Source organism: Nocardioides cavernae (genome assembly GCF_013410035.1).
GTDB lineage: Bacteria > Actinomycetota > Actinomycetes > Propionibacteriales > Nocardioidaceae > Nocardioides > Nocardioides cavernae_A.
The window spans coordinates 774,521-799,768 of record NZ_JACCBW010000002.1; the positions used below are offsets into that span (position 1 = coordinate 774,521).

Annotated in this window: 35 protein-coding genes; 24 read left to right on the plus strand and 11 right to left on the minus strand. The window is 69.9% G+C overall.

Features of this window, described 5'->3' with window-relative positions:
* Nucleotide 1: 1 nt before the first annotated feature.
* The 10 genes from F4692_RS11225 to F4692_RS11265 all read right to left on the minus strand — a co-directional run bounded on the left by F4692_RS11225 (nucleotide 2) and on the right by F4692_RS11265 (nucleotide 11,548).
* Complete coding sequence (locus tag F4692_RS11225; protein ID WP_179619724.1) at nucleotides 2-472, minus strand: helix-turn-helix domain-containing protein; 471 nt, start codon at nucleotides 470-472, stop codon at nucleotides 2-4.
* Nucleotides 469-1,830, minus strand: coding sequence for a transaminase (locus tag F4692_RS21210; RefSeq protein WP_308645267.1), 1,362 nt, complete (start codon nucleotides 1,828-1,830; stop codon nucleotides 469-471). Before F4692_RS21210 ends, F4692_RS11225 begins: the two co-directional genes overlap by 4 nt.
* Complete coding sequence (locus tag F4692_RS21215) at nucleotides 1,827-3,281, minus strand: NAD-dependent succinate-semialdehyde dehydrogenase (protein ID WP_257029751.1); 1,455 nt, start codon at nucleotides 3,279-3,281, stop codon at nucleotides 1,827-1,829. The genes F4692_RS21210 and F4692_RS21215 overlap by 4 nt, the downstream gene beginning before the upstream one ends.
* Nucleotides 3,281-4,633, minus strand: coding sequence for a 4-aminobutyrate--2-oxoglutarate transaminase (gene gabT / locus F4692_RS11235; protein WP_179619725.1), 1,353 nt, complete (start codon nucleotides 4,631-4,633; stop codon nucleotides 3,281-3,283). The genes F4692_RS21215 and gabT overlap by 1 nt, the downstream gene beginning before the upstream one ends.
* A complete protein-coding gene (locus F4692_RS11240) occupies nucleotides 4,630-5,913 on the minus strand; it encodes a saccharopine dehydrogenase family protein (RefSeq protein ID WP_308645268.1) in 1,284 nt (427 codons plus the stop codon). Before F4692_RS11240 ends, gabT begins: the two co-directional genes overlap by 4 nt.
* 8 nt (nucleotides 5,914-5,921) lie before the next feature.
* A complete protein-coding gene (locus F4692_RS11245) occupies nucleotides 5,922-6,785 on the minus strand; it encodes an ABC transporter permease (RefSeq protein WP_308645269.1) in 864 nt (287 codons plus the stop codon).
* A gap of 1 nt (nucleotide 6,786) precedes the next feature.
* Nucleotides 6,787-7,698, minus strand: coding sequence for an ABC transporter permease (locus tag F4692_RS11250; RefSeq protein WP_179619726.1), 912 nt, complete (start codon nucleotides 7,696-7,698; stop codon nucleotides 6,787-6,789).
* The gene (locus F4692_RS11255) at nucleotides 7,695-8,792 is read right to left on the minus strand and encodes an ABC transporter ATP-binding protein (protein ID WP_179619727.1); all 1,098 of its coding nucleotides are present in this window, start codon (nucleotides 8,790-8,792) and stop codon (nucleotides 7,695-7,697) included. Before F4692_RS11255 ends, F4692_RS11250 begins: the two co-directional genes overlap by 4 nt.
* A gap of 1 nt (nucleotide 8,793) precedes the next feature.
* The gene (locus tag F4692_RS11260; protein ID WP_179619728.1) at nucleotides 8,794-10,041 is read right to left on the minus strand and encodes an ABC transporter substrate-binding protein; all 1,248 of its coding nucleotides are present in this window, start codon (nucleotides 10,039-10,041) and stop codon (nucleotides 8,794-8,796) included.
* A gap of 61 nt (nucleotides 10,042-10,102) precedes the next feature.
* Nucleotides 10,103-11,548, minus strand: a complete 1,446-nt coding sequence (locus tag F4692_RS11265) for a gamma-aminobutyraldehyde dehydrogenase (protein WP_179619729.1) — start codon at nucleotides 11,546-11,548, stop codon at nucleotides 10,103-10,105.
* 181 nt (nucleotides 11,549-11,729) lie between these two features.
* Here F4692_RS11265 and F4692_RS11270 point away from each other — a divergent pair, with 181 nt between their 5' ends.
* Genes F4692_RS11270 through trmB form a run of 3 tightly spaced genes read left to right on the plus strand, consistent with a single transcriptional unit; the run spans nucleotide 11,730 to nucleotide 14,354 of the window.
* Nucleotides 11,730-12,188, plus strand: a complete 459-nt coding sequence (locus F4692_RS11270) for an Lrp/AsnC family transcriptional regulator (protein WP_179619730.1) — start codon at nucleotides 11,730-11,732, stop codon at nucleotides 12,186-12,188.
* A complete protein-coding gene (locus F4692_RS11275) occupies nucleotides 12,185-13,576 on the plus strand; it encodes an aspartate aminotransferase family protein (RefSeq protein ID WP_179619731.1) in 1,392 nt (463 codons plus the stop codon). The genes F4692_RS11270 and F4692_RS11275 overlap by 4 nt, the downstream gene beginning before the upstream one ends.
* A 52-nt stretch (nucleotides 13,577-13,628) precedes the next feature.
* Nucleotides 13,629-14,354, plus strand: coding sequence for a tRNA (guanine(46)-N(7))-methyltransferase TrmB (gene trmB, locus F4692_RS11280; RefSeq protein WP_308645270.1), 726 nt, complete (start codon nucleotides 13,629-13,631; stop codon nucleotides 14,352-14,354).
* 3 nt (nucleotides 14,355-14,357) lie between these two features.
* Here trmB and F4692_RS11285 read toward each other — a convergent pair whose 3' ends face one another.
* Complete coding sequence (locus tag F4692_RS11285) at nucleotides 14,358-14,744, minus strand: hypothetical protein (protein ID WP_179619732.1); 387 nt, start codon at nucleotides 14,742-14,744, stop codon at nucleotides 14,358-14,360.
* Between the two features lie 500 nt (nucleotides 14,745-15,244).
* On the opposite strand from F4692_RS11285, the gene rpsJ reads away from it, so the two are divergent.
* The 21 genes from rpsJ (at nucleotide 15,245) to rplO (ending at nucleotide 25,051) form a co-directional block, all read left to right on the plus strand.
* Entirely contained in the window at nucleotides 15,245-15,553 is a 309-nt protein-coding gene (gene rpsJ, locus F4692_RS11290) for a 30S ribosomal protein S10 (RefSeq protein ID WP_008360994.1), read from the plus strand.
* Between the two features lie 8 nt (nucleotides 15,554-15,561).
* The gene (gene rplC, locus F4692_RS11295; RefSeq protein WP_179619733.1) at nucleotides 15,562-16,224 is read left to right on the plus strand and encodes a 50S ribosomal protein L3; all 663 of its coding nucleotides are present in this window, start codon (nucleotides 15,562-15,564) and stop codon (nucleotides 16,222-16,224) included.
* Nucleotides 16,225-16,226: 2 nt separating this feature from the next.
* Entirely contained in the window at nucleotides 16,227-17,090 is an 864-nt protein-coding gene (gene rplD, locus F4692_RS11300) for a 50S ribosomal protein L4, sunset domain variant (protein ID WP_179619734.1), read from the plus strand.
* The gene (rplW, locus tag F4692_RS11305; protein WP_056906590.1) at nucleotides 17,087-17,392 is read left to right on the plus strand and encodes a 50S ribosomal protein L23; all 306 of its coding nucleotides are present in this window, start codon (nucleotides 17,087-17,089) and stop codon (nucleotides 17,390-17,392) included. Before rplD ends, rplW begins: the two co-directional genes overlap by 4 nt.
* Before the next feature lie 24 nt (nucleotides 17,393-17,416).
* Nucleotides 17,417-18,253, plus strand: a complete 837-nt coding sequence (gene rplB, locus F4692_RS11310) for a 50S ribosomal protein L2 (RefSeq protein ID WP_179619735.1) — start codon at nucleotides 17,417-17,419, stop codon at nucleotides 18,251-18,253.
* Between the two features lie 5 nt (nucleotides 18,254-18,258).
* Nucleotides 18,259-18,540 carry a 30S ribosomal protein S19 gene (rpsS, locus tag F4692_RS11315; RefSeq protein WP_056906592.1) on the plus strand — a complete coding sequence of 94 codons (282 nt, stop codon included), beginning with the start codon at nucleotides 18,259-18,261 and terminating at the stop codon, nucleotides 18,538-18,540.
* The gene (gene rplV / locus F4692_RS11320; protein ID WP_179619736.1) at nucleotides 18,537-18,974 is read left to right on the plus strand and encodes a 50S ribosomal protein L22; all 438 of its coding nucleotides are present in this window, start codon (nucleotides 18,537-18,539) and stop codon (nucleotides 18,972-18,974) included. Before rpsS ends, rplV begins: the two co-directional genes overlap by 4 nt.
* Nucleotides 18,974-19,792 carry a 30S ribosomal protein S3 gene (rpsC, locus tag F4692_RS11325; protein ID WP_179619737.1) on the plus strand — a complete coding sequence of 273 codons (819 nt, stop codon included), beginning with the start codon at nucleotides 18,974-18,976 and terminating at the stop codon, nucleotides 19,790-19,792. The genes rplV and rpsC overlap by 1 nt, the downstream gene beginning before the upstream one ends.
* Nucleotides 19,793-19,796: 4 nt before the next feature.
* On the plus strand, nucleotides 19,797-20,216 hold the full coding sequence (rplP, locus tag F4692_RS11330) for a 50S ribosomal protein L16 (protein WP_179619738.1): 420 nt from the start codon (nucleotides 19,797-19,799) through the stop codon (nucleotides 20,214-20,216).
* Entirely contained in the window at nucleotides 20,216-20,458 is a 243-nt protein-coding gene (gene rpmC, locus F4692_RS11335; protein WP_218858397.1) for a 50S ribosomal protein L29, read from the plus strand. The genes rplP and rpmC overlap by 1 nt, the downstream gene beginning before the upstream one ends.
* The gene (gene rpsQ, locus F4692_RS11340) at nucleotides 20,455-20,736 is read left to right on the plus strand and encodes a 30S ribosomal protein S17 (RefSeq protein ID WP_179619739.1); all 282 of its coding nucleotides are present in this window, start codon (nucleotides 20,455-20,457) and stop codon (nucleotides 20,734-20,736) included. Before rpmC ends, rpsQ begins: the two co-directional genes overlap by 4 nt.
* A gap of 103 nt (nucleotides 20,737-20,839) precedes the next feature.
* Complete coding sequence (gene rplN, locus F4692_RS11345) at nucleotides 20,840-21,208, plus strand: 50S ribosomal protein L14 (protein ID WP_056599693.1); 369 nt, start codon at nucleotides 20,840-20,842, stop codon at nucleotides 21,206-21,208.
* 15 nt (nucleotides 21,209-21,223) lie between these two features.
* On the plus strand, nucleotides 21,224-21,565 hold the full coding sequence (gene rplX, locus F4692_RS11350; protein WP_179619740.1) for a 50S ribosomal protein L24: 342 nt from the start codon (nucleotides 21,224-21,226) through the stop codon (nucleotides 21,563-21,565).
* A gap of 1 nt (nucleotide 21,566) precedes the next feature.
* Nucleotides 21,567-22,133, plus strand: coding sequence for a 50S ribosomal protein L5 (rplE, locus tag F4692_RS11355; RefSeq protein ID WP_179619741.1), 567 nt, complete (start codon nucleotides 21,567-21,569; stop codon nucleotides 22,131-22,133).
* Nucleotide 22,134: 1 nt separating this feature from the next.
* Nucleotides 22,135-22,320, plus strand: a complete 186-nt coding sequence (locus F4692_RS11360; protein WP_011757321.1) for a type Z 30S ribosomal protein S14 — start codon at nucleotides 22,135-22,137, stop codon at nucleotides 22,318-22,320.
* Between the two features lie 69 nt (nucleotides 22,321-22,389).
* Entirely contained in the window at nucleotides 22,390-22,809 is a 420-nt protein-coding gene (rpsH, locus tag F4692_RS11365) for a 30S ribosomal protein S8 (protein WP_179619742.1), read from the plus strand.
* Between the two features lie 34 nt (nucleotides 22,810-22,843).
* Nucleotides 22,844-23,386: a 50S ribosomal protein L6 gene (gene rplF / locus F4692_RS11370; protein WP_179619743.1), complete on the plus strand. Its 543-nt coding sequence runs from the start codon at nucleotides 22,844-22,846 to the stop codon at nucleotides 23,384-23,386.
* A 1-nt stretch (nucleotide 23,387) separates the two neighbouring features.
* A complete protein-coding gene (rplR, locus tag F4692_RS11375) occupies nucleotides 23,388-23,771 on the plus strand; it encodes a 50S ribosomal protein L18 (protein ID WP_179619744.1) in 384 nt (127 codons plus the stop codon).
* A 38-nt stretch (nucleotides 23,772-23,809) separates the two neighbouring features.
* Nucleotides 23,810-24,427, plus strand: a complete 618-nt coding sequence (gene rpsE, locus F4692_RS11380; protein WP_179619745.1) for a 30S ribosomal protein S5 — start codon at nucleotides 23,810-23,812, stop codon at nucleotides 24,425-24,427.
* Complete coding sequence (gene rpmD / locus F4692_RS11385) at nucleotides 24,427-24,609, plus strand: 50S ribosomal protein L30 (RefSeq protein ID WP_090969275.1); 183 nt, start codon at nucleotides 24,427-24,429, stop codon at nucleotides 24,607-24,609. Before rpsE ends, rpmD begins: the two co-directional genes overlap by 1 nt.
* A 1-nt stretch (nucleotide 24,610) precedes the next feature.
* Nucleotides 24,611-25,051 (plus strand): 50S ribosomal protein L15, encoded by a 441-nt coding sequence (rplO, locus tag F4692_RS11390; RefSeq protein WP_179619746.1) that lies wholly within the window; start codon nucleotides 24,611-24,613, stop codon nucleotides 25,049-25,051.
* The last annotated feature ends 197 nt before the right edge of the window (nucleotides 25,052-25,248 follow it).

Genomic DNA, 25,248 nt, shown 5'->3' on the forward strand with positions numbered 1-25,248 from the left:
CCTAGGAAGCGCCGGCCCCGCCGTGCTTCTCCTGCGTTGCGGTGTGCGCGCCGTCCGTCTCGACCAGCCCCGCCATGAACACGAAGCACCCGGGGATGCGCGGGTTGCCCGCCGCGGCGTACCTGCGCTGGAAGTCGCTCGGGGTCTCGCCCACGATCTCGCGGAACCGCGAGCTGAACGACCCCAGGCTGCTGTAGCCGACCGCGTGGCACACCTCGGTCACCGTGAGGTTCGCCGCCCGCAGCAGGTCCTGCGCCCGCTCGACCCGACGCTGCGCGAGGTACGCCGCCGGCGTGGTGCGGTAGGTCGTGGCGAAGGACCGGACGAAGTGGTACCTGCTCATCCGGGCGAGCCGTGCCAGGTGGTCGAGGTCGAAGGGCTCGGCGAAGTGGCGGTCGAGGTGGTCGCGGGCGCGGCGCAGGTGCACCAGCACGTCCCCGGGCACCCGCCGCGGCCCGTCGGCGGGGCTCATCCGAGCAGCGCCTCCACCGCTCCGCGGAACGCCGAGGTGTGCGCGTCGACGTCGGTCTGCCCGTGGAAGGGCGAGAACAGGGACATGTTGTGGAACGGCGCGAGCAGCACCCCGCGGTTGACGGACCACAGGTGGAAGAACGCGTCGAGCTCTTCGTCGACGGCCGCGGCCGCCTCGGCGCCCGTGCGCGGGGGAGGGCAGAACCAGTACTCCGCACGGCACCCGAGACGCTGGACGTGCCACGGCAGGTCGTGGGCGTCGATGACGTCCTGGATCCCGTCGGTGAACGACGCGGCGAGCGGGACCGCGACGTCGAAGTCCTCCTGCCGCAGGGCCGTGGACAGCGTGGCCCGGACGGCGGCCATGGCCAGGGCGGAGCCGGACAGCGTTCCGCCGACCCCGGCGACGTCGATGTCGTGGCCCAGCATCGGTCCCTCGAGGCGGGCGGCGACCTCGTCGCTCATGCCGTAGGCAGCGACGGGGATCCCGCCGCCGATGGGCTTGCCGATCACCACCATGTCGGGCTCCAGGTCCCAGGCGGCCGTGGCCCCGCCCGGTCCGGCGCAGATGGTGTGCGTCTCGTCGTTGACCAGCAGCACCCCGTGGCGCCGGGTGACCTCGCGGACGCCGGCGAGGTAGCCCTCGTCGGGCAGGACGATGCCGATGTTGGTGAGTGCCGGCTCCATCAGCAGGCACGCCACGTCACCCTCGGCCAGGCGGGCTTCGAGCGCGTCGAGGTCGTTGAACGGGACGACCGCGGTGGTGAGCGCTACGTCGACCTGCGGACCGAGAGCGCCCGGCCGGGCGACCACCCGGTCGCCGGCGCGGCCGTGCTCGAGCACGCCGAGGGTCTCGTCCACGGTGCCGTGGTAGCACCAGTCCATGACGGCGATCCTCGGCCGGCCGGTGAGGTGCCGGGCGAACCTGAGCACGAAGCGGTTCGCGTCCGTGGCGGTCATGGCCATCTGCCAGCGTGGCAGGCCGAAGCGACGGCTGAGCTCGCCGGCGACCCACGCGGCGTCCGTCGACGGCAGCATCGTGGTGATGCCGCGCTCGGTGCGCTCGCGCACGGCGTCGGCGACGGCCGGCAGGCAGTGGCCCGTCATCGAGCCGGTGTCGCCGAGGCAGAGGTCGACGTAGTCCAGGCCGTCGACGTCGGTGAACCGCCCGCCTCCAGCCTGCTCGACGAAGAGGGGGAACGACCCGGGCCACCGCGTCATCCACGGCATGGGGACGCCGGCCAGCAGGTGGGCGCCCGCGTCGGCCGCCAGCCGCCTCGAGGTCGGGTGCAGGTCGACGAACCGCTGCTCCTCCTCGGCGTGGAGGGCGGCGAGGCGCCCCCGGTCGATGGTCGTCACAACGCGCTGCCGACGTACTTGGTCTCGAGGTACTCCTCGATCCCCTCGAAGCCGCCCTCGCGCCCGAACCCGGAGTGCTTGACCCCGCCGAAGGGGGCGGCGGGGTTCGACACGATGCCCGTGTTGAGCCCGACCATCCCGAACTCCAGCGCCTCGCTCACCCGGATCGCCCGCGCGTGACCCTGGGTGAAGACGTAGGCGACGAGGCCGTACTCCGTGTCGTTGGCCTTCGCGATCGCCTCCTCCTCGGTGTCGAAGGTCGTCACGGGCGCGACCGGACCGAAGATCTCCTCGCGGAACACCCGAGCGGTCGCGGGCACCTCGACGAGGACGGTCGGGGGGTAGAAGTGCCCGGGGCCGTCGGGCACCGAGCCGCCGACCAGCGCCCGCGCGCCGGCCGAGACGGCGTCCTCGACGAGCTCGTGCACGCCCGCCCGGGCCTTCTCGGTGATGAGCGGGCCGACGTCGACGCCGTCGCGGGTGCCGTCGCCGACCGTCAGGGAGCCCATGCGCTCGGCCAGCCGCTCGGCGAAGGGCTGCGCGAGCGAGGAGTGCACGAGGAAGCGGTTGGCCGAGGTGCAGGCCTCGCCGATGTTGCGCATCTTCGCGAGCATGGCGCCGTCGACGGCTGCGTCGAGGTCGGCGTCGTCGAAGACGACGAAGGGCGCGTTGCCGCCGAGCTCCATCGAGACCCGCAGCAGCTGGTCGGAGGCCTGCGCGACGAGCTTCTTGCCCACGGCGGTCGACCCGGTGAAGGTCAGCTTGCGCAGCCGGCTGTCGGTGATGAGCGGCTCGCACACGCCGCCGGAGTCGGTGGTGGTGATGACGTTGAGCACGCCCGGGGGCAGTCCGACCTCCTCGAGGAGCGAGGCCAGCGCCAGCATGGTGAGCGGGGTCTCGGCGGCCGGCTTGACGACCATCGTGCAGCCGGCGGCGATGGCCGGGCCGATCTTGCGGGTGCCCATCGCGAGCGGGAAGTTCCAGGGGGTGATCATCAGGGTCGGACCGACCGGCCCCTTCATGGTGATCAGCCGCGAGCCGCCCGCGGGCGCCTCGGCGTAGCGGCCGTGGACCCGCACCGCCTCCTCGGAGAACCAGCGGAAGAACTCGGCGCCGTAGGTCACCTCGCCCTTCGCCTCGGCGAGCGTCTTGCCCATCTCGAGGGTCATCAGGCGGGCGAAGTCGTCGGAACGCTCGACGAGGAGCTCGAAAGCGCTGCGCAGGATCTCGCCGCGCTCGCGGGGCTCGGTGGCCCGCCATCCCGCCTGGGCGTCGGCGGCAGCGCCGAGCGCCCGGAGGCCGTCGTCGGGCGTGGCGTCGGCGACCGTCGCGAGGACGCCGTCGTCCGCCGGGTTGCGGACCTCGAAGGTGCCGCCGCTGCTGGCACCGACCCACTCGCCGCCGATCAGCAGCCGGGTGGGCACGGTCTGGGTCTGCGTCAGGTCTGCCATCACTCCACCTTGCCATTCGCTGCCGCGTCGAACGCCGCCTCGAAGACGTCGAGGCCCTCGGCGAGCAGGTCGTCGCCGATCGCGAGCGGCGGCAGGAAGCGGAACACGTTGCCGAACGTGCCGCAGGTCAGCGTGACGAGACCCTCGGCGGAGCAGGCCCGGTGCACCGCGCCGGCGAGCGCCGCGTCGGGCGTACGACCGGGGCCGTCGCTGACGAGCTCGACGGCGAGCATGGCGCCGCGACCGCGGATGTCACCCACCCGGTCGGGGTGCCGCTCGGCGAGCGCGCGCAGCCGCGGCACGAACAGCGACTCGATCTGGCGTGCGCGCGCGGGAAGGTCCTCGGCCTCCATCGTCTCGATGGCGGCCAACGCCGACGCGCACGCGACGGGGTTGCCGCCGTAGGTGCCGCCGAGGCCGCCGACGTGCACGGAGTCCATCACCTCGGCGCGCCCGGTGACCGCTGCCAGCGGCAGGCCGCCGGCCATGCCCTTGGCGGTGGTCAGCAGGTCGGGCACGACGCCCTCGTGGTCGCAGGCGAACCAGTCGCCCGTGCGGGCGAAGCCGGTCTGGATCTCGTCGGCGATGAGGAGGATGCCCTGGTCGCGGCACCACTCCGCGACGCGCGGGAGCCAGCCCGGCGGCGGCACGATGAAGCCGCCCTCGCCCTGGATCGGCTCGATGAGGACGGCGGCGCAGTTGTCCTCCCCGACCTGGGCGTGCACCGTCGCGACGAAGGCGTCGAAGGACTCGTCGGCGCACGCCTCCGCACCGCCCGGCCAGCGGTAGGGGTAGGCCATGGGTGCCCGGTAGATCTCGCCGGCGAACGGCCCGAAGCCGTGCTTGTAGGGCATGTTCTTGGCGGTCAGCGCCATCGTGAGGTTCGTACGCCCGTGGTAGGCGTGGTCGAACACGACGATCGCGTCGCGGCCGGTGTGGTGCCGGGCGACCTTGACGGCGTTCTCCACCGCCTCGGCTCCCGAGTTGAAGAGCGCGGAGCGCTTCTCGTGGTTGCCCGGCGTGACCTCGGCGAGCTTCTCGCAGACCGCGACGTACTCCTCGTAGGGGGTCACCATGAAGCAGGTGTGGGTGAAGTCGGCGACCTGGCGCTGCACGGCCTCCACCACGCGGGGCGCGGCGTTGCCGACCGTGGTCACGGCGATGCCCGAGCCGAAGTCGATCAGCTGGTTGCCGTCGACGTCGCGCAGGATGCCGCCGGCCGCCTGCTCGACGTAGACCGGCAGCGTCGTGCCGACGCCCGCCGAGACGGTCGCGACCTTGCGGGCCTGCAGCTGCCTCGAGCGCGGCCCGGGGATCTCGGTGGCGAGGATGCGTTCCTGGCTCAGGCTCATGACTTCTCCTCCATGCCCCACGGGGATCCGAACCCCTCGGGCCTCGGTGCGGCGAGCAGGTCGAGGAACGGCTTCGGCGGCAGCGCCTCGGGGCCGAGCACGCCGGTGCCCGACCAGGTGCCGTCGGCCAGCAGCTCCAGCGCCACCACGGGGTTGATCGCGGTCTGCCAGACCACGCACTGCGCGCCGTAGTCGCGCATCGAGTCGGCGTTGTCGACCACGTGGTAGAGGTACGTCGAGCGCGGGGCGCCGTCCTTGCCGGTCCCTCTCACCCACAGCCCGGCGCAGGTCTTGCCCTCCATGCGGGGCCCGATCGTGGCGGGGTCGGGGAGGCAGGCCGCGACGACGTCGCGCGGGGACACCTGCACGCCCTTCACCGACACCGGCTCGGTCGAGTCGAGACCGAGGGTGTGCAGCGTGCGGAGGATGCCGATCATCTCCTCGCCGAGGCCGTACTTGAACGTCACCCGGTCGGCGTCGACCCAGCGCGGCATGAGGAGGACCTCCTCGTGCTCGACGTGCACGCACTCCACCGGGCCGATCCCCTCGGGGAAGTCGAAGACCTCGGGCTCCGAGAAGGGCGGCAGCGTGAAGAACCCCGACTCCAGGTCGCCGCCGCCCCTCCCGCGCTCCCACACGACGGGCGGGTTGAGGCACTCCTCGATGATCGTCCACATCGAGAAGCCCGGTGCGAAGACCTCGTTGCCGGCGTCGTCGCGGATGACCAGGTTGGCTCCGTCGCGGGTGCCGAGCTCGTCGATGTGGTCGAACAGCTCGTCCGCGGCGTACCGCGCGAACACGTCGGAGAGCCCCGGCTCCACGCCGATGCCGAGGAGCGCGAGCCGGCCGGCCGCATCCCACTCGCCGGCCATGGCGAACTGCTCGTCGCCGAGCTTGACCCCCACCTGCTCGTAGGGCGCGTCGGGGTGGCGTACGGACAGACTCATCGCCATGTCGAGGTAGTCGGCGCCGGCGGCGAGCGCACCCGTGAAGATCGGCATCACGAAGCGCGGGTCGACGGCGTTGAACACGTGGGTGGCACCCACCTCGCGCGCCAGCGCGGCGACCGCGTCGGCGTCCGACGCGTCGACCTGCGCGGCCCGGAAGCGCGTGTCGCCCGGCCGTCGCTCGGCCGCTGCCGCGACGGTCCGTTCGGCGCGGGAGAGGTCGTAGTCGGCCACGACCCAGCTGTCGAAGTAGTCGCGCTCCACCGCGATGCGGGCCGCGGCGTCGCCGACGCCACCCGCCCCGACCATGAGGACGTTCATCGGTCCAGGCACTGCTCAGATCACTCCTTGGTGCGTGAGGCCCGCGCGCTGCTCACGACCTGCGCGCCCACGACGAGCAGGACGGCGAGCACGAACATCGAGAAACCGATGACGTTGGCCTCGGCGGGGATGCCGCGACGGGACGCGACGTAGACGAACTTGGGGAACGTGCTCTCGTTGCCGGAGACGAAGTTGGTGATGATGAAGTCGTCGAAGGACAGCGAGAAGGCGAGCATCGCGGCGCCGAGGATGCCCGGCAGGATGAGCGGGAAGGTGACCTTCCAGAAGGTCTGCATCGGACTGGCGTAGAGGTCCTGGGCAGCCTCCTCGATCCGGGGGTCGAGGGACTGGATGCGGGCCTTGACGGTGACGACGACGAAGCTCAGGCAGAACATGATGTGGGCGAAGACGATCGTGCCGAAGCCCAGGCTGATCCCGACGTTCGAGAAGCCCTGGACGAAGATCGTCAGCAGCGCGGCCCCCATGACGATCTCGGGCGTCGCCATCGGCACGAAGATCAGCACGTTGCTGGCCGCCTTGCCGCGGAACCGGTAGCGCACCATCGCCAGGGCCATCAGGGTGCCCAGGACCGTCGCGATGACGGTCGAGATCGCGCCCACCTGCAGGGACACCACGAGGGACTCGCACGCCCCGGCGACGCCGCACGGGTCCTGCCAGTGCTCCCAGGTGAAGCCCTGCCACACGATGTTGGTCTTGCCGTGGTCGTTGAACGAGAACGCGAAGGTGTAGGCCACCGGCAGGAAGAGGTAGAGCAGCACCAGGATCGCGGAGATCATCGCGAAGTGGTTGGCCAGCCACAGCTGGGCGCGCTTCGCCGCGGAGGGGCGGTACGCCGTACCGGCGTCGGCGGTCGTCGCAGCCACGTCAGACCAGCTCCTCGGTGCCGAAGCGGCGGACGTAGAGGAAGACCATCGCCAGGATCGCCGCCATCAGCGTGAACGACAGCGCGGCCGCCACGGGGTAGCCGCCGGGGATGGCGAGGAACTGGTCGTTGATGACGTTGCCGACCATCTTGCCCCGCTGGGGACCCAGCAGCTCCATGTTGACGAAGTCGCCCGCCGCCGGGATGAAGGTCAGCAGCGTGCCGGCGAGGACGCCCGGCATCGACATCGGCAGCGTGACGGTGCGGAAGGTCGTGAACCCGTTGGCGTAGAGGTCCCCGCCGGCCTCGATGACCCGCGGGTCGGCCCGCTCGAGGGACGCGTAGATCGGGAGCACCATGAACGGCAGGAAGTTGTAGGTCAGTCCGGCCACGACCGCCACGGGCGTGTTGATGATCTGGCCGCCGGGCAGCAGGTGCAGGACGTCGAGCGAGCGCACCACCCAGCCCTCGTCGGCGAGGATCTGCGACCAGGCGAAGGTGCGGAGGATGAAGGAGGTGAAGAACGGCGCGACGACGCAGATCATCATCAGGTTGCGCCACCGGCCGGCCTTGAACGCCATCGCGTACGCCAGCGGGTAGGCCACCACGAAGGCGAGCAGCGTCGCCAGCCCGGCGTAGAGGAACGAGCGGGCGAAGTGGGGCGCGTAGTCGGTCAGCGCGCTGACGTAGTTCTGGAAGTTGAGGTCGCGGTAGTAGTAGCCGGGGAAGCCGGGATAGCGGCTCTGCAGGCTGACCGAGGCGAGCTGCACCAGCGGCAGGATGAAGAAGACGCCGAGCCACAGCACGCCGGGCAGGAGCAGGAGGTACGCCGTCCAGCTGCGCTTCTGCGTCTCCGGGGCGGGTGCCACCGGGTCGACGGCGGGGTCGCCGGCGACCTGGGCGAGCGCGCTCATGCGTCGGCCGGGACGCCGAAGGCGTGGCCCGGGTTCCAGGTCAGCCACACCTCGTCGCCGGGTCGCAGGTCCACCGGCTCCACGTCGAGGTTCTGCTCGTAGCAGCTCCACGTGGCACCGCTCGGCATGTCGACGAGGTAGCTGGTCGCGACGCCGAGGAACGACACGTCGCGCACGACGCCCTTCACGTCGTTGCCCACGTCGTCGGGCTGCTTGCGCGACACGGTGACCTTCTCGGGCCGTACCCCGAACAGCACCCGGCCCTCGTGCACCTGCGAGCGGGACTTCAGGATCTGCACCTTGGTGCCGAAGACGTCCGCGACGAGGTGGTCGCCGTCGACCGCCTCTATGGTGCCCTCGCCGGTGTTGGCCTGGCCGAGGAAGTTCGCGACGAAGCGCGTGCGCGGCAGGTCGTAGAGCGCCGCGGGGGCGCCCATCTGCTCGATCCGGCCCTTGTTCATCACCGCGACCGTGTCGGCCATGGTCATGGCCTCCTCCTGGTCGTGCGTGACGTGGATGAAGGTGAGGCCCACCTCGGTCTGGATGCGCTTGAGCTCGACCTGCATCTCGCGACGCAGCTTGAGGTCGAGGGCACCGAGCGGCTCGTCGAGGAGCAGCACCTCGGGGTGGTTCACCAGCGCCCGGGCCAGGGCCACCCGCTGCTGCTGCCCGCCGGAGAGCTGGGCGGGCTTGCGCCCGGCGAACTGGGTCATCTGCACCAGCTCGAGGGCGTCGGCGGCGCGCGACGCCGCGTCCTTGTCCTTGCGGCGCTTCGGGCCGAAGGCGACGTTGTCGCGGATCGTCAGGTGGGGGAAGAGGGCGTAGGACTGGAAGACGGTGTTGACCGGCCGCTCGTAGGGGCGCGAGCCGGTGAGGTCGGTCTCGCCGATCTTCACCCTCCCGGTGGTCGGCTGCTCGAGCCCGGCGACCATGCGCAGGGTCGTGGTCTTGCCGCAGCCCGACGGCCCGAGCAGGGCGAAGAAGGAGCCGCGCGGGACGGTCAGGTCGATGTCGTCGACGGCGGTGAAGTCGCCGAACGACTTGGTCACGCTCTCGAGCAGGAGGTCGCCCCGCGCCTCGCGGAATCCGGCCATGTCAGTTCCCCATCACCTTCGTGGACCAGAGGTCGGCGAACTCGATCTCCTCGTCGGCGTCCAGCGAGCGGAACCCCTGGATGTTGGACTCCGAGATGAAGTCGGCGGTCGGGAAGATCCACGGGCTCTCGGCGAGCTCGGGGTCGATCTTCTCCATCTCCGCCTGCGCGCCCTCGACCGGACAGACGTAGTTCACCCATGCGGCGACCTGGGCCGCGACGGCCGGGTCGTAGTAGTAGTCCATGAGCTTCTGGGCGTTGCTGCGGTGGGTCGAGGTGATCGGCACCATGAGGTTGTCCGACCACAGCGTGCCCCCCGACTCGGGGATGGTGAAGGTCCACGCCGGGTCCCCGGTGTCGAAGGACAGGACGAAGATGTCGCCGCTCCACGTGATGCCGGCGACCGCGTTGCCGCTGGTGAGGTCCTCCATGTAGGAGTTGCCCTTCACCTTGCGGATGTAGCCCTCCTCGATCTTCTGCTCGATGAAGTCGAGCGCGGCCTCGAACTCGGCCCTGCCGAAGTCGCTGTCGATGTCGACGCCCTGGGACTGCATCACCAGGCCGGCGGTGTCGCGGAACTCCGAGAGCACCACGATGCGCCCCTTGAGGTCGTCGGCCCACAGGTCGTCGAGCGACTTGAGCTCGCGCCCGACCTTGTCGCGGTTGTAGCCGATCCCGGCGAAGCCGCTCTGCCACGTGATGGAGTGCTGGCGTCCGGGGTCGAAGCTGACGTCCTTGAGCGGCTGGAGCAGGTTGCTCACCACGTTGGGCATCTGGATGAGCTCGAGCGGCTGGCAGAGCTGGTCGCGGATGACGCGGCCGGTCATCCAGTCGGTGAGGGTGAAGATGTCGCGGTCGATGCTCTGGCCCGCGCGCAGCTGTGGGGCGACCTTGGCGTAGTAGGAGTCGTTGTCGTCGACGTCCTCGCTGTAGGAGACCTCGATGCCCGTCTGCTGCATGAACGCATCGAGCGTCGGCGACTTCGTCTCCTTGCCGTTCATGTCGAGGTAGGCCGTCCAGTTCGCCCACTTGAGGATCTTCTCCGAGTCCGAGACGTCCTCGGGCAGGTCGAGGCTGGACAGGCCGCCGCTGCCGGCGGGCGGCTTCGGCGGGGCGCACGCGGACAGCGCCCCGGCAGCGAGGCCGGTGCCGAGGAGGGCGCGGCGGCTCATGCCGCCGGACGCCGCGCGCGTGATCGCCGCGGCCGGCTCCGACAGGGGGCGCCGTGATCGGCGCGGGATCGGTGTCATCAGTTCCAGGTCCTCCGCTCGGCCCGAGTCGCTTCGCTTGTCCGGTGGTCGGCTGTCGACGTCAGCTCTCGATGTTGGCCATGACGTGCTTGATCCGGGTGTAGTCCTCGAACCCGTACATCGACAGGTCCTTGCCGTAGCCCGACTTCTTGTAGCCGCCGTGCGGCATCTCGGCGACCAGCGGGATGTGGGTGTTGATCCACACGCAGCCGAAGTCCAGGGCCTTCGACATCCGCATGGCGCGGCCGAAGTCCCTGGTCCACACCGACGATGCCAGGCCGTAGTCGACGCCGTTGGCCCACCGGACCGCCTCGGCCTCGTCGGTGAAGCGCTGGACGGTGATCACCGGCCCGAAGATCTCGTTCTGGATGGCGGCGTCGTCCTGCCGCAGGCCCGACAGGACGGTCGGCTCGAGGTAGTAGCCGTCACCCAGGTCGGTGCGGCGGTTGCCGCCGGCCGACACGGTCGCGTGCGAGGGCAGGTCCTCGATGAACCCGCTGACGTGGGCGAGCTGCCGCTGGTTGTTGACCGGGCCGAACAGCGCGTCCTCGTCGTCCGGCAGCCCGACGGGGGAGGAGCTCCGCGCGTACTCGGAGAGCGCGGCGACGAAGTCGTCGTGGATGCCCGGCCCAGCGAGCACGCGGGTCGCCGCGGTGCAGTCCTGGCCGGCGTTGAAGTAGCCGGCGATCGCGATGCCCTCGACGGCGGCCTCGATGTCGGCGTCGTCGAACACCACGACCGGCGCCTTGCCGCCGAGCTCGAGGTGGACCCGCTTGACCTGCGGGGCCGCGCTCGCGGCGACCTCCGCGCCCGCGCGTACGGAGCCGGTGATCGCCACCAGTCCCGGCGTGCGGTGCTCCACGAGCAGGCGTCCGGTCTCGCGGTCGCCCGTGACGACGTTGAGCGTGCCGGCCGGCAGGAACTCCGAGGCGAGCTCCGCGAGCCGGAGGGTGCTCTCGGGGGTCGTGTCGCTGGGCTTGAGCACGACGGTGTTGCCGGCGGCGAGGGCCGGACCGATCTTCCACACCGCCATGAGGAGCGGGTAGTTCCACGGCGTCACCTGCCCGACCACGCCGATCGGCTCGCGCCGGATCCACGACGTGTGCCCGGCCATGTACTCGCCGGCCGCCTTGCCCTCGAGGACGCGTGCCGCGCCGGCGAAGAACCGGAGCTGGTCGACCATCGGCGGGATCTCCTCGCTCGCGGTCAGCGCCTTGATCTTGCCGGTGTTGCGCGACTCGAGGTCGATGAGCTCCTCGGCGTGCGACTCGATCGCGTCCGCGATCTTCAGCAGGGCCTGCTGGCGCTCGCCGGGGGTCGTGCTGCCCCACTCGCCGAACGCCCGGTCGGCTGCCTCGTACGCCGCGTCGACCTCCTCCGGGCCGCTCACCGGCGCGTGTGCGACGACCTGGCCCGTGGACGGGTCGACGACGTCGCTGGACGCGCCGGCGGCGCCGTCGACGTAGGTGCCGCCGATGAAGTTGCGCAGCGTGCGGGGGCTGGTCACGTGGGGGTCCTCCCGGTCGGGGGCGGTCGGGTGCGGTGAGGGGAGACTAGGACGGGTGGGGGAGCAATCTCCATACTTGCGCCCAAAGAATCTGCGGTAATCGCAGAATTAACGAGTCCGAAATGCGGATTCCGCGCCGGGTGACTTGATAAAGCCGCTCCTGAGGGCAACCATGTGCCCCATGACGGAGGGAACGGTGCGGCTGGACGCGACCGCCAAGCGCATCATCGAGCTGCTCCAGGAGGACGGCCGGATCTCGTACGCCGCGATCGCGAAGGCGGTCGGCCTGTCGGAGGCCGCCGCCCGGGCGCGCGTGCAGAAGCTGCTGGACTCGGACGTGATGCAGGTCGTCGCGGTGACGGACCCGACCCAGGTCGGGTTCACGCGCCAGGCGATGATCGGCGTGCGCACCGAGGGCGACCCGATGAAGGTGGGCGACCGGCTGGCGCTGGTGCGCGAGGTCGACTACGTCGTCACCACGGCCGGCAGCTTCGACCTCCTCGTCGAGGTCGTGTGCGAGGACGACCCGCACCTGCTCGACGTCATCCGACAGATCCGAGAGCTGGAGGGCGTGGTCTCCTCGGAGACCTTCGTCTACCTCAAGCTCAACAAGCAGCACTACAACTGGGGTACCCGATGAGCACCGACCCGTCCCTCGACCCGTCGTTCGACTACCAGGCGGCCGGCCGCGACCACCTGTGGCTGCACTTCACGCGCCACTCGACCTACGAGACCGGCGGCGAGATGCCGCTGATCGTCCGGGGCGAGGGCCACAAGATCTGGGACAGCCACGGGCGCGAGTACATCGACGGCCTCGCCGGGCTGTTCGTCGTCCAGGTCGGCCACGGCCGCGAGGAGCTGGCCGAGGCAGCCGCGAAGCAGGCGAAGGAGCTGGCCTTCTTCCCGCTGTGGTCCTTCGCGCACCCGCGGGCCGTCGAGCTCGCCGACCGGATCGCCGCGATGGCGCCGGGCGACCTCAACCGCGTCTTCTTCACCACGGGCGGCGGTGAGGCCGTCGAGTCCGCGTGGAAGCTGGCCAAGCAGTACTTCAAGCTGACCGGCAAGCCCAACAAGCACAAGGTGATCTCGCGCGCCGTCGCCTACCACGGCACCCCGCAGGGGGCGCTGTCGATCACCGGCATCCCGCCGCTGAAGGAGATGTTCGAGCCGCTGGTCCCGGGCGCGCACAAGGTGCCCAACACCAACTTCTACCGTCGCCCCGAGTTCGTCGGCGACGACGAGAAGGCGTTCGGCCGATGGGCCGCGGACCGGATCGCCGAAGCCATCGAGTTCGAGGGCCCCGACACCGTCGCCGCGGTCTTCCTCGAGCCCGTGCAGAACGCCGGCGGCTGCTTCCCGCCCCCGCCCGGCTACTTCGAGCGGGTCCGCGAGATCTGCGACCAGTACGACGTCCTGCTCGTCTCCGACGAGGTCATCTGCGCCTTCGGCCGGGTCGGCGAGATGTTCGGCGCGGCCGAGTTCGGCTACCAGCCCGACATCATCACGTGCGCCAAGGGCATGACGTCCGGCTACTCGCCGATCGGGGCGATGATCGCCAGCGACCGCCTGTTCGAGCCGTTCCGGGCCGGCACCACGGCGTACGCCCACGGCTACACGTTCGGCGGCCACCCCGTCTCCTCGGCGGTCGCGATGGCCAACCTGGACATCTTCGAGCGCGAGGGCCTCAACGCCCACGTGCAGCAGAACGCACCGGCGTTCCGCTCGACGCTGGAGAAGCTCCTCGACATCCCCATCGTCGGCGACGTCCGGGGCCACGGCTACTTCTACGGCATCGAGCTGGTCAAGGACCGCGAGACCAAGGAGACCTTCGACGACGCCGAGTCCGAGCGGCTGCTCCGCGGCTACCTGTCCGGCGCGTTGTGGGAGGCGGGCCTCTACTGCCGCGCCGACGACCGCGGCGACCCGGTCATCCAGCTCGCGCCGCCGCTCGTCATCGGCCAGGCCGAGTTCGACGACATCGAGCAGCGGCTGCGCTCGGTGCTGATCGGGGCCCTCGCGCACCTCTGAGGCACGCCCCCGCGATGTGCGTCCGCGCCGGGGGAGCGGGGAGGATGGTCCGGTGAACGACGCCGTACGCCCTGCCCGCCCGCACCACAAGCTCACCCCGGACGGGCGGCGCATGCGCGAGGTGCTCACGTACTCGCGCCGGGGGAGCCGGTTCACCCCGCGGCAGGCCGAGTCGTGGGCGGCCCACCAGGCCGACTGGGTCATCCCGGACGAGGCGGTCGACCAGCCGGGCTTCGACCTCACCGAGCGCTTCGGCCGCGAGGCGCCGCTGATCGTCGAGATCGGACCCGGCATCGGGGAGGCGACCGCCGTGCTCGCCGCGGCGCGCCCCGACCACAACGTCCTGGCGCTCGAGGTGTGGCGTCCCGGCGTCGCCGACTCGCTGTGGCGGGTGGCGGAGGCAGGCGCCGACAACGTGCGCTTCTGCTCCGTCGACGCCGTCTGGACGCTGGAGAACCTCATCGCGCCGGACAGCCTCGCCGAGATCTGGACCTTCTTCCCCGACCCGTGGCGCAAGACCAAGCACCGCAAGCGCCGGCTGGTGAACCCGGCCAACGCCGCCCTCGCCTCCTCGCGCCTGGTGCCCGGCGGGGCCTGGCGCCTGGCGACCGACTGGGCCGACTACGCCGACCAGATGCGCGAGGTGCTCGACGCCGAGCCCACGCTCGAGGGCGGTCAGGTCGAGCGCTGGGCCGAGCGTCCGGTGACCCGCTTCGAGCGCAAGGGCCGCGACGTCGGTCGCGACATCGCCGACTTCTGCTATCGCAGGACGTCCTGAGCGTCAGTCCAGCGCCAGCCCGGCGCGGCGCAGCACGTGCTCGAGCCGGAGCCGCTCGGCCTCGCGGTCGGTGCCCTCGGGCACCCCGGTCAGGGTGTCGGGCTCGCCGAGCGCACGCGCCGCGGCCACCAGCAGGTCCTCGTACGCCGCGGTCGCCCCGCGACGACGCGCCATGGTGGTGCCCGGCGCCGGCGCGAGCACCTCGCCCCGCAGCCGGCGCAACGAACGGGCCAGCTCCTCGATGGGCGGGCCCTCGGGCGCGGGCTCGACGGGGGAGACCCGGGTCCGGGCCCGCCGGTAGGCCCGGGCCATCTCGCCCGGGCACAGGAACACCGCCATCGCGACGCCCAGCATCAGCGTGCAGACGACGATCGCGACCAACCCGGCCATCCTCCGACGGTAGGCCGAGCCCGGTGCGCGCACAAGGCTGCACCCCTGTCCTCGGTGCGTGGGGTGGCCGGGCCAGCACGCCGTGGGCCGTCCGCGGGTGTGAGGCGCATGCCGTCCCGCCCGCGACCACTGCGATTTGGCGTGGGGGTGCCGGGTCTGTCAAGATGTTCCGGTTGCTCCGGCGGGTCGCCGGGGCGCGGCACACCTTGACTTCTGAATCGCGTCTCCTTGATCGAGCCAGTCGTCCGCGTGCGTCGCGCCGACATCGCACGTGGATCACAGCGTGATCGCACGGTGATCGGAGACCCGACCAGATCCGCCGACCGGCGGGTGCCACCCAGAGAAACACCGCTTCCCGTTGGGGTCGCGTCACGGCTAGACACCGCGACACGCCCGACCGCGGGGGTCGGAGGGTGGAGGAGAGACAGGCGGCGCTCGCCCACCGGGGGTTGAGAGCCGAAACCAGACCAGGCGTACGAGATCGAAGAGGACAGGGACCTATGGCGGGACAGAAGATCCGCATCAGGCTCAAGGCCTATGACCACGAGGTGATCGACACCTCGGCGCGGAAGATCGTGGACACCGTCACCCGCACGGGTGCGAAGGTCGCCGGCCCTGTGCCGCTGCCGACCGAGAAGAACGTGTACTGCGTCATCCGCTCGCCCCACAAGTACAAGGACTCCCGCGAGCACTTCGAGATGCGCACGCACAAGCGTCTGATCGACATCATCGACCCGACGCCGAAGACCGTCGACTCGCTGATGCGTCTCGACCTGCCTGCCGGTGTCGACATCGAGATCAAGCTCTGAGGCCTGACATGACGAACACTTTCGAGCGCAACGCCAAGGGCCTGCTGGGCACCAAGCTCGGCATGACCCAGCTCTGGGACGAGAACAACAAGGTCGTCCCCGTCACCGTGATCGCGGCCGCGACCAACGTCGTGACGCAGGTCCGCCAGCCCGAGGTGGACGGCTACAACGCCATCCAGGTCGGCTTCGGCGAGATCGAGGCACGCAAGGTGAACTCGCCCGAGGCGGGTCACTTCGCCAAGGCCGGCGTCACCCCCCGTCGCCACGTCGCGGAGATCCGCACCGCTGACGCCGCCAGCTACACCGTGGGCCAGGAGCTCACGGTCGAGACCTTCGCCGCCGGCGAGGAGATCGACGTGACCGGCACCAGCAAGGGCAAGGGCTTCGCCGGCACGATGAAGCGTCACGGCTTCGCCGGTGTGTCCGCCTCCCACGGTGCCCACCGCAACCACCGCAAGCCCGGCTCGATCGGCGCCTGCGCCACGCCGGGTCGCGTGTTCAAGGGCACCCGCATGTCGGGCCGCATGGGCAACGACACGGTCACCACCCAGAACCTGACGGTCCACGCCGTCGACGCCGAGAAGGGCCTCATCCTCGTGAAGGGCGCCGTCCCCGGCCCCAAGAACGGGCTCGTGGTCCTCCGCTCGGCCGCGAAGAAGCAGGAGGCCTGAGCATGGCTGTCAAGACCGTCAAGGTCGACCTCCCCGCCGAGATCTTCGACGTCGAGGTCAACATCCCCCTGATCCACCAGGTCGTCGTGGCCCAGCAGGCCGCTGCGCGTCAGGGCACGCACGCCACCAAGACCCGCGGCGAGGTCCGCGGCGGTGGCCGCAAGCCCTACAAGCAGAAGGGCACCGGTCGCGCCCGCCAGGGCTCGACCCGCGCGCCGCAGTTCGCCGGCGGTGGCACCGTCCACGGCCCGCAGCCGCGCAGCTACGACCAGCGCACCCCCAAGAAGATGAAGGCCGCCGCCCTGCGCGGTGCCCTCTCCGACAGGGCCCGCAACGACCGCGTCCACGTGGTCGACGGCCTGGTGTCGGGCGACAAGCCCTCCACCAAGGCCGCGCTCGCCGCGCTGACCTCGCTGACCGACCGCGTGGGCTACCTCGTGGTGCTCGAGCGCTCCGACGCGATCACCTGGCTCTCGCTGCGCAACGCGCCCGAGGTCCACATCGTCGCCGTCGACCAGCTCAACACCTACGACGTGCTCGCCGCTGACGACGTGGTCTTCACCAAGGGTGCCTACGACGTCTTCGTCGGTGGCGCCCCCGCCCCCGCCAAGGCCGAGAAGGTCGAGAAGGCGGAGACGCCCGCCGCGACCGAGGAGCAGGCCGAGGCCGAGCTCCCCGCCGGTGCCAAGGCGCCGCTCAAGAGCGGCAAGAACCCGAAGGGCTACGAGGTCCTCGGCCAGCAGGCCGGCACCTACCTCGTCGAGGGCGACGCCGGTTACGACGTCTCCGCGGGTGACTTCTGGTTCAAGTCCGTCGAGGACGCCGAGGCCGCCGGCCTGACCCGTGCCAAGGAGGACGACAAGTGAGCACCCTGCACAAGGACCACCGCGACATCCTGATCGCGCCGGTCGTGTCGGAGAAGAGCTACGGCCTGCTCGACGCCAACAAGTACACCTTCATCGTCCACCCGGACGCCAACAAGACCGAGATCAAGATCGCGGTCGAGAAGGTCTTCGACGTCAAGGTCACCTCCGTCAACACGATCAACCGCCAGGGCAAGACGCGTCGCACCCGCTACGGCATGGGCAAGCGTCCCAACACCAAGCGAGCGATCGTCAGCCTCGCCGAGGGCCACCGCATCGACATCTTCGGAGGTCCGGTCTCCTGACCGGGCTCCTGAATAGGAACTGACATGGCTATCCGCAAGTACAAGCCGACCACCCCGGGCCGTCGTGGCTCCTCGGTGGCCGACTTCGTCGAGATCACCCGGTCCACGCCGGAGAAGTCGCTGACGCGCCCGCTGCCGAAGAACGGTGGCCGCAACAACCAGGGCCGCATCACCACCCGGCACAAGGGTGGCGGTCACAAGCGTGCCTACCGCATCATCGACTTCCGTCGCTACGACAAGGACGGCGTGCCGGCCAAGGTCGCTCACATCGAGTACGACCCCAACCGCACCGCTCGCATCGCGCTGCTGCACTACGCCGACGGCGAGAAGCGCTACATCGTCGCGCCCCGCGGCCTCGAGCAGGGCACCATGGTGGAGTCGGGCCCCAACGCCGACATCAAGCCGGGCAACAACCTGCCGCTGCGCAACATCCCGGTGGGCTCGACCATCCACTGCGTGGAGCTGCGTCCCGGCGGCGGTGCGAAGATCGCCCGCTCCGCCGGCAACTCCGCCCAGCTGGTCGCCCGTGAGGGGAGCCGCGCCACGCTGCGCCTGCCCTCCGGCGAGATGCGCTTCGTCGACGTGCGCTGCCGCGCCACGATCGGTGAGGTCGGCAACGCCGAGCAGTCCAACATCAACTGGGGCAAGGCCGGCCGCATGCGGTGGAAGGGCGTCCGCCCGACCGTCCGCGGTGTCGTCATGAACCCCGTGGACCACCCGCACGGTGGTGGCGAGGGCAAGACCTCCGGTGGTCGCCACCCGGTCTCCCCGTGGGGCAAGCCCGAGGGCCGCACGCGCAAGCGCAAGGCCAGCGACCGCCAGATCATCCGTCGTCGCAAGTCCGGCAAGGGTAGGAAGTAACCGACATGCCTCGTAGCCTCAAGAAGGGCCCCTTCGTGGACGGCCACCTCCAGAAGAAGGTGGACGCCGAGAACGAGAAGGGCTCGCACAACGTCATCAAGACCTGGTCGCGCCGGTCGATGATCGTGCCCGACATGATCGGTCACACCATCGCCGTGCACGACGGTCGCAAGCACGTCCCGGTCTTCGTGACCGACTCGATGGTCGGCCACAAGCTCGGGGAGTTCGCCCCGACCCGCACCTACCGCGGGCACGTCAAGGAAGACCGGAAGGGACGCCGTCGATGAGCACCACCGAGCGCAGCCGCACCAGTGCGCGCCGCGAGTCGCTGCTCGGCGACCAGCCGGGCGCGTTCGCCAGCGCACGCTACGTGCGGATCACCCCGATGAAGGCCCGCCGTGTCGTCGACATGGTCCGTGGCCTCCAGGTCGACGAGGCCCTGACGCTGCTGCAGTTCGCGCCGCAGGCCGCCTCCGAGACCGTCTACAAGGTGCTGGAGAGCGCGATCGCCAACGCGGAGACGACCGAGGGCCTCAACCGGGCCGACCTCGTCCTCTCCGTCGCGATGGTCGACGAGGGCCCGACGATGAAGCGTTGGCGTCCGCGTGCCCAGGGCCGCGCGACCCGCATCAACAAGCGCACGAGCCACATCACCCTCGCGGTGCAGCCGGCCGACGCGCTGACCACGTCCGCCAAGGGCAAGAACGGAAAGGGTGCCTGATGGGCCAGAAGATCAACCCGAACGGCTTCCGCCTGGGCATCTCCACCGACCACAAGAGCCGTTGGTACGCCGACAAGCTCTACAAGTCGTACGTCGGTGAGGACGTCGCCATCCGCAAGCTGCTCTCCAAGGGCATGGAGCGGGCCGGCATCGCCAAGGTCGAGATCGAGCGCACCCGTGACCGCGTCCGGGTGGACATCCACACCGCGCGTCCCGGCATCGTCATCGGTCGCCGCGGCGCCGAGGCCGACCGCATCCGCGGCGAGCTCGAGAAGCTCACCGGCAAGCAGGTGCAGCTCAACATCCTCGAGGTCAAGAACCCCGAGATCGACGCGCAGCTGGTCGCCCAGGGCGTCGCCGAGCAGCTCTCCGGCCGTGTGCAGTTCCGCCGCGCCATGCGCAAGGCGATGCAGACCTCGATGCGCTCGGGTGCCAAGGGCATCCGGATCCAGTGCTCGGGTCGTCTCAACGGTGCCGAGATGTCGCGCACGGAGTTCTACCGCGAGGGCCGCGTGCCCCTGCACACCCTCCGCGCGGACATCGACTACGGCTTCTACGAGGCCCGCACCACCTTCGGCCGCATCGGCGTGAAGGTGTGGATCTACAAGGGCGAGGTCGCCGGCACGCGTGCCGAGCGCCAGGCCCAGCAGGCCGCCCGCGCCGGTGCCCCCGGCCGTGGTGGTCGTCCCAACACCCGTGGCGGCGACCGTCCGAGCCGTGGCTCGCGCGGCGACCGCGCTCCTCGCACCGAGGCCACCGCTGAGACCTCAGCGGCCCCGGCTGCCGAGGCTGCACCGAGCACCGGACAGGAGGCCTGACCTCATGTTGATGCCCCGTCGCGTCAAGCACCGCAAGCAGCACCATCCCAAGCGTCGTGGCGTCGCCAAGGGCGGCACCTCGCTGGCCTTCGGTGACTTCGGCATCCAGGCGGTCGAGGGTCACTACGTGACCAACCGACAGATCGAGTCGGCCCGTATCGCCATGACCCGTCACATCAAGCGTGGCGGCAAGGTCTGGATCAACATCTACCCGGACCGCCCGCTGACCAAGAAGCCGGCCGAGACCCGCATGGGCTCCGGCAAGGGCTCCCCCGAGTGGTGGGTGGCCAACGTCAAGCCCGGCCGCGTCATGTTCGAACTCTCCGGCGTCGACGAGACGGTTGCCCGCGAGGCCATGCGCCGCGCGATGCACAAGCTCCCGATGAAGTGCCGGTTCATCTCCCGTGAGGCCGGTGAATTCTGATGGCAACCAAGCTGAACGCCCACGAGCTCGACGAGCTCGACGCCACCGAGCTGGAGGCGAAGCTGCGCGAGGCCAAGGAGGAGCTGTTCAACCTCCGTTTCCAGGCGGCCACCGGCCAGCTGGAGAGCCACGGCCGGCTCCGCACGGTCAAGAAGGACATCGCCCGCATCTACACCGTGGTCCGTGAGCGCGAGCTCGGGATCCGCACGGCGCCGGGCACCAACGAAGAGGCGAAGGCATGAGCGACAACACTGCTACCACGGCTGGCGAGCGCAACCAGCGCAAGACCCGCGAGGGCCTCGTCGTGAGCGACAAGATGGACAAGACCATCGTCGTCGCCGTCGAGGACCGCGTGAAGCACGCCCTCTACGGCAAGGTCCTGCGCAAGACGTCGCGCCTGAAGGCACACGACGAGACCAACCAGTGCGGCATCGGCGACCGGGTCCTCATCATGGAGACCCGCCCGCTCTCGGCCACCAAGCGCTGGCGCCTCGTCGAGGTGCTCGAGAAGGCCAAGTGACCTGAGGCCCTCGGGCCTCGCGCACCAGTTTCCACATATCAGTTCGGCCAGGCTCGCTCCCCGATGAGAGGGCGAGAACCAGCTCGACAACCAGGAGAAATCAATGATCCAGCAGGAGTCGCGACTCAAGGTCGCCGACAACACCGGTGCGAAGGAGATCCTCTGCATCCGTGTTCTCGGTGGCTCTGGGCGTCGCTACGCCGGCATCGGTGACGTCATCGTCGCCACCGTCAAGGACGCGATCCCCGGTGGCAACGTCAAGAAGGGCGACGTCGTCAAGGCCGTGGTCGTGCGCACCGTCAAGGAGCGTCGCCGCGCCGACGGTTCCTACATCCGCTTCGACGAGAACGCCGCCGTCATCCTCAAGAACGACGGCGAGCCCCGTGGCACGCGCATCTTCGGCCCGGTCGGCCGCGAGCTGCGCGAGAAGCGCTTCATGAAGATCATCTCGCTCGCCCCGGAGGTGCTGTGAGAGATGGGTAAGGACATGAACATCAAGAAGGGCGACACCGTCAAGGTGATCGCTGGCAAGGACAAGGGTGCCCAGGGCAAGGTCATCACGGTCCTCCGCGAGGAGGAGCGCGTGATCGTCGAGGGTGTCAACCTCGTCAAGCGCCACACCAAGTCCGTGCAGCAGACCAACACCACCGGCGGCATCATCACCCGCGAGGCGCCCATCCACGTCTCCAACGTGATGCTCGTCGAGGGCGACGGCGTCACGCGCGTCGGCTTCCGCCGCGACGAGGTCACCAAGCGCCGTCCCGACGGCTCGACCTACGAGGCCAGCCGCTCGGTCCGCGTGTCCCGCAAGACCGGCAAGGAGATCTGAGATGGCCGAGACCCAGACCACCGAGATCCCCCGCCTCAAGGCGCGCTACCGCGAGGAGATCGTCCCCGCCCTGCGCAACGAGTTCGAGATCGCCAACATCATGCAGGTGCCCGGCCTGACCAAGATCGTGGTCAACATGGGCGTCGGCGAGGCTGCTCGCGACTCCAAGCTGATCGAGGGCGCCATCCGCGACCTCACCGCGATCACCGGTCAGAAGCCGGCCGTGACCAAGGCCCGCAAGTCCATCGCGCAGTTCAAGCTGCGCGAGGGCATGCCGATCGGCGCGCACGTCACGCTGCGCGGCGACCGCATGTGGGAGTTCCTGGACCGCCTGCTGTCCCTGGCGCTGCCCCGCATCCGTGACTTCCGCGGCCTCTCGCCGAAGCAGTTCGACGGTCGCGGCAACTACACCTTCGGTCTCACCGAGCAGGTCATGTTCCACGAGATCAACCAGGACCGGATCGACCGGTCGCGCGGTATGGACATCACCGTCGTGACCACCGCCACCAACGACGACGAGGGGCGCGCGCTGCTCAAGCAGCTCGGCTTCCCGTTCAAGGAGAACTGACATGGCGAAGACTGCGCTCAAGGTCAAGGCCGCCCGCAAGCCGAAGTTCGCCGTCCGCGGCTACACCCGGTGCCAGCGCTGCGGTCGCCCCAAGGCCGTCTACCGCAAGTTCGGCCTGTGCCGCATCTGCCTGCGCGAGATGGCCCACCGCGGCGAGCTGCCCGGCGTCACCAAGTCCTCCTGGTAATCACCTCACACCCGTTGCAGGTCCCCAGGCCGTGAGCCTGAGGAAACCACGACGAGAAAGAACCACATCATGACGATGACTGACCCGATCGCAGACATGCTCACGCGTCTGCGCAACGCCAACCAGGCGTACCACGACGTGGTGTCGATGCCTTACAGCAAGATGAAGGCCGGCCTCGCGGAGATCCTCAAGCAGGAGGGCTACATCACCTCCTACGACGTCGCCGACAACGTCTCGGCCGAGGGCGAGCCCGCCGTCGGCAAGACGCTGACCGTGACGCTCAAGTACGGCCGCAACCGGGAGCGCTCGATCGCCGGCGTGCGCCGCATCAGCAAGCCCGGCCTGCGCGTCTACGCCAAGCACACCAACCTGCCCAAGGTCCTCGGTGGCCTCGGCGTCGCGATCATCTCGACGTCGCAGGGACTGCTGACCGACCGCCAGGCGAACCAGAAGGGCGTGGGCGGCGAAGTCCTCGCCTACGTCTGGTGACCCGGACCAACTGAGACCAGGAAGAGAGAGAAGCATGTCGCGCATTGGCAAGCTCCCCATCGCGGTCCCGTCCGGTGTCGACGTCGCGATCGACGACTCGCTGGTGACCGTCAAGGGCCCCAAGGGCACCCTGTCGCACACCATCGCCTCGCCGATCACGGTCGCCAAGGGCGAGGACGGCATCCTCGAGGTGCAGCGTCCCAACGACGAGCGCGAGAGCCGCTCGCTGCACGGCCTGACCCGCACCCTCATCAACAACATGGTGGTGGGCGTGACCGAGGGCTACGAGAAGAAGCTCGAGATCGTCGGCGTGGGCTACCGCGTCCTGCCGAAGGGCCCGACGCAGCTGGAGTTCCAGCTCGGCTACTCGCACCCGATCATCTTCGACGCCCCCGAGGGCATCACCTTCACGACCGAGGGCCCGACCAAGCTCGGCGTCGTCGGCATCGACAAGCAGCTCGTCGGTGAGGTTGCGGCCAAGATCCGCAAGCTCCGCAAGCCCGAGCCCTACAAGGGCAAGGGCGTGCGCTACGCCGGCGAGCACATCCGCCGCAAGGTCGGAAAGGCCGGTAAGTGACATGGCGATCTCGCTGAGCAACAACAAGCACACGGCGAACCGTGTCCGTGCCCGCCTGCGCCGCCAGGCGCGCGGTCGCAAGCGGATCCACGGCACGACCGAGCGTCCGCGCCTGGTCGTGACCCGTTCGGCCCGCCACATCACCGTGCAGGTCGTCGACGACCTCGCCGGCGCGACGCTGGCGTACGCCTCGTCGATGGAGGCCGACGTCCGCACCGCGGGTGGCGACAAGACCGCGCAGGCCAAGAAGGTCGGCGAGCTCGTCGCGTCGCGTGCCAAGGCCGCGGGCGTCGAGGGCGTCGTCTTCGACCGTGCCGGCAACAAGTACCACGGCCGCATCGCGGCCCTGGCCGACGCCGCCCGTGAGGGCGGCCTCCAGTTCTGATCGCCCACGCGAAGAATTCTGAAAGAGGAGAAAGTCTCATGAGCGGAGCCCAGCGCGGACAGCGCGGTGGCGAGCGCCAGGGCGGCGACCGTCGCGGAGGACGCGACAACGGTCGCGGCCAGGCTGACAAGACCGCCTACATCGAGCGCGTCGTGGCGATCAACCGTGTCGCCAAGGTCGTGAAGGGTGGTCGTCGCTTCAGCTTCACCGCCCTCGTGATCGTCGGCGACGGTGATGGTCTGGTCGGCGTCGGCTACGGCAAGGCGAAGGAAGTTCCCGCGGCGATCGCCAAGGGTGTCGAGGAGGCCAAGAAGCACTTCTTCAAGGTCCCCCGCATCCAGGGCACCATCCCGCACCCGGTGCAGGGTGAGAAGGCCGCGGGCGTCGTCCTGCTGCGTCCCGCCGCTCCCGGTACCGGCGTCATCGCCGGTGGCCCGGTGCGTGCGGTCCTCGAGTGCGCCGGCATCCACGACGTGCTGAGCAAGTCGCTCGGCTCGTCCAACCAGATCAACATCGTCCACGCGACCGTCGAGGCGCTGCGGATGCTCGAGGAGCCCGAGGCCGTGGCTGCTCGCCGTGGCATGCGCGTCGAGGACGTCACCCCGGCCGCCCTGCTCAAGGCGCGTGCCGAGGCTGCGGCGGAGGTGTCGGCCTGATGGCACAGCTCAAGGTCCAGCAGAAGCGCGGCACGGTCGGCCTCAAGGCCAACCAGCGCGAGACGCTTCGTTCCCTCGGTCTCAAGCGGATCGGCGACGTCGTCGTGAAGGAAGACCGCCCGGAGATCCGGGGCATGATCAACACCGTCCGTCACCTGGTGACGTTCGAGGAGGTGGAGTGACATGACGCTCAAGCTGCACCACTTGCGTCCCGCTCCGGGCGCCAAGACCGCCAAGACCCGCGTGGGTCGCGGTGAGGGCTCGAAGGGCAAGACCGCCGGTCGCGGTACCAAGGGCACCAAGGCGCGCTACCAGGTCCCGGCTGCCTTCGAGGGTGGCCAGATGCCGATCCACATGCGCCTGCCCAAGCTGAAGGGCTTCAAGAACCCCTTCCGCGTGGAGTTCCAGGTCGTCAACCTCGACCGCCTCGGCGAGCTGTTCCCCGAGGGCGGCTCCGTGACCGTCGCCGACCTCGTCGCGAAGGGCGCCGTCCGCAAGGGCCAGCCCGTCAAGGTGCTCGGCCAGGGCGACATCTCGGTCGCCGTCCAGGTGAGCGTCGACGCGTTCTCGACCTCCGCCAAGGAGAAGATCGAGGCCGCCGGCGGCACCGCGACCGTGGCCTGAGGCCGCGATCTCGCACATCCGGTGAAGGCCTGGCCGCACAGTGGGAACTGTCGGCCGGGCCTTTGTCGTTCTTCCCCTTGACTCCCGGGGATAAAGCGGGTCAGAACCCGACTGTTAGGCTTCCCCGGGCCCTCCGCCGCACGACGGTGAGGGTTTCTCGTCCGCCCGCCGATCATGGCCGGGCACCCATACGAAAG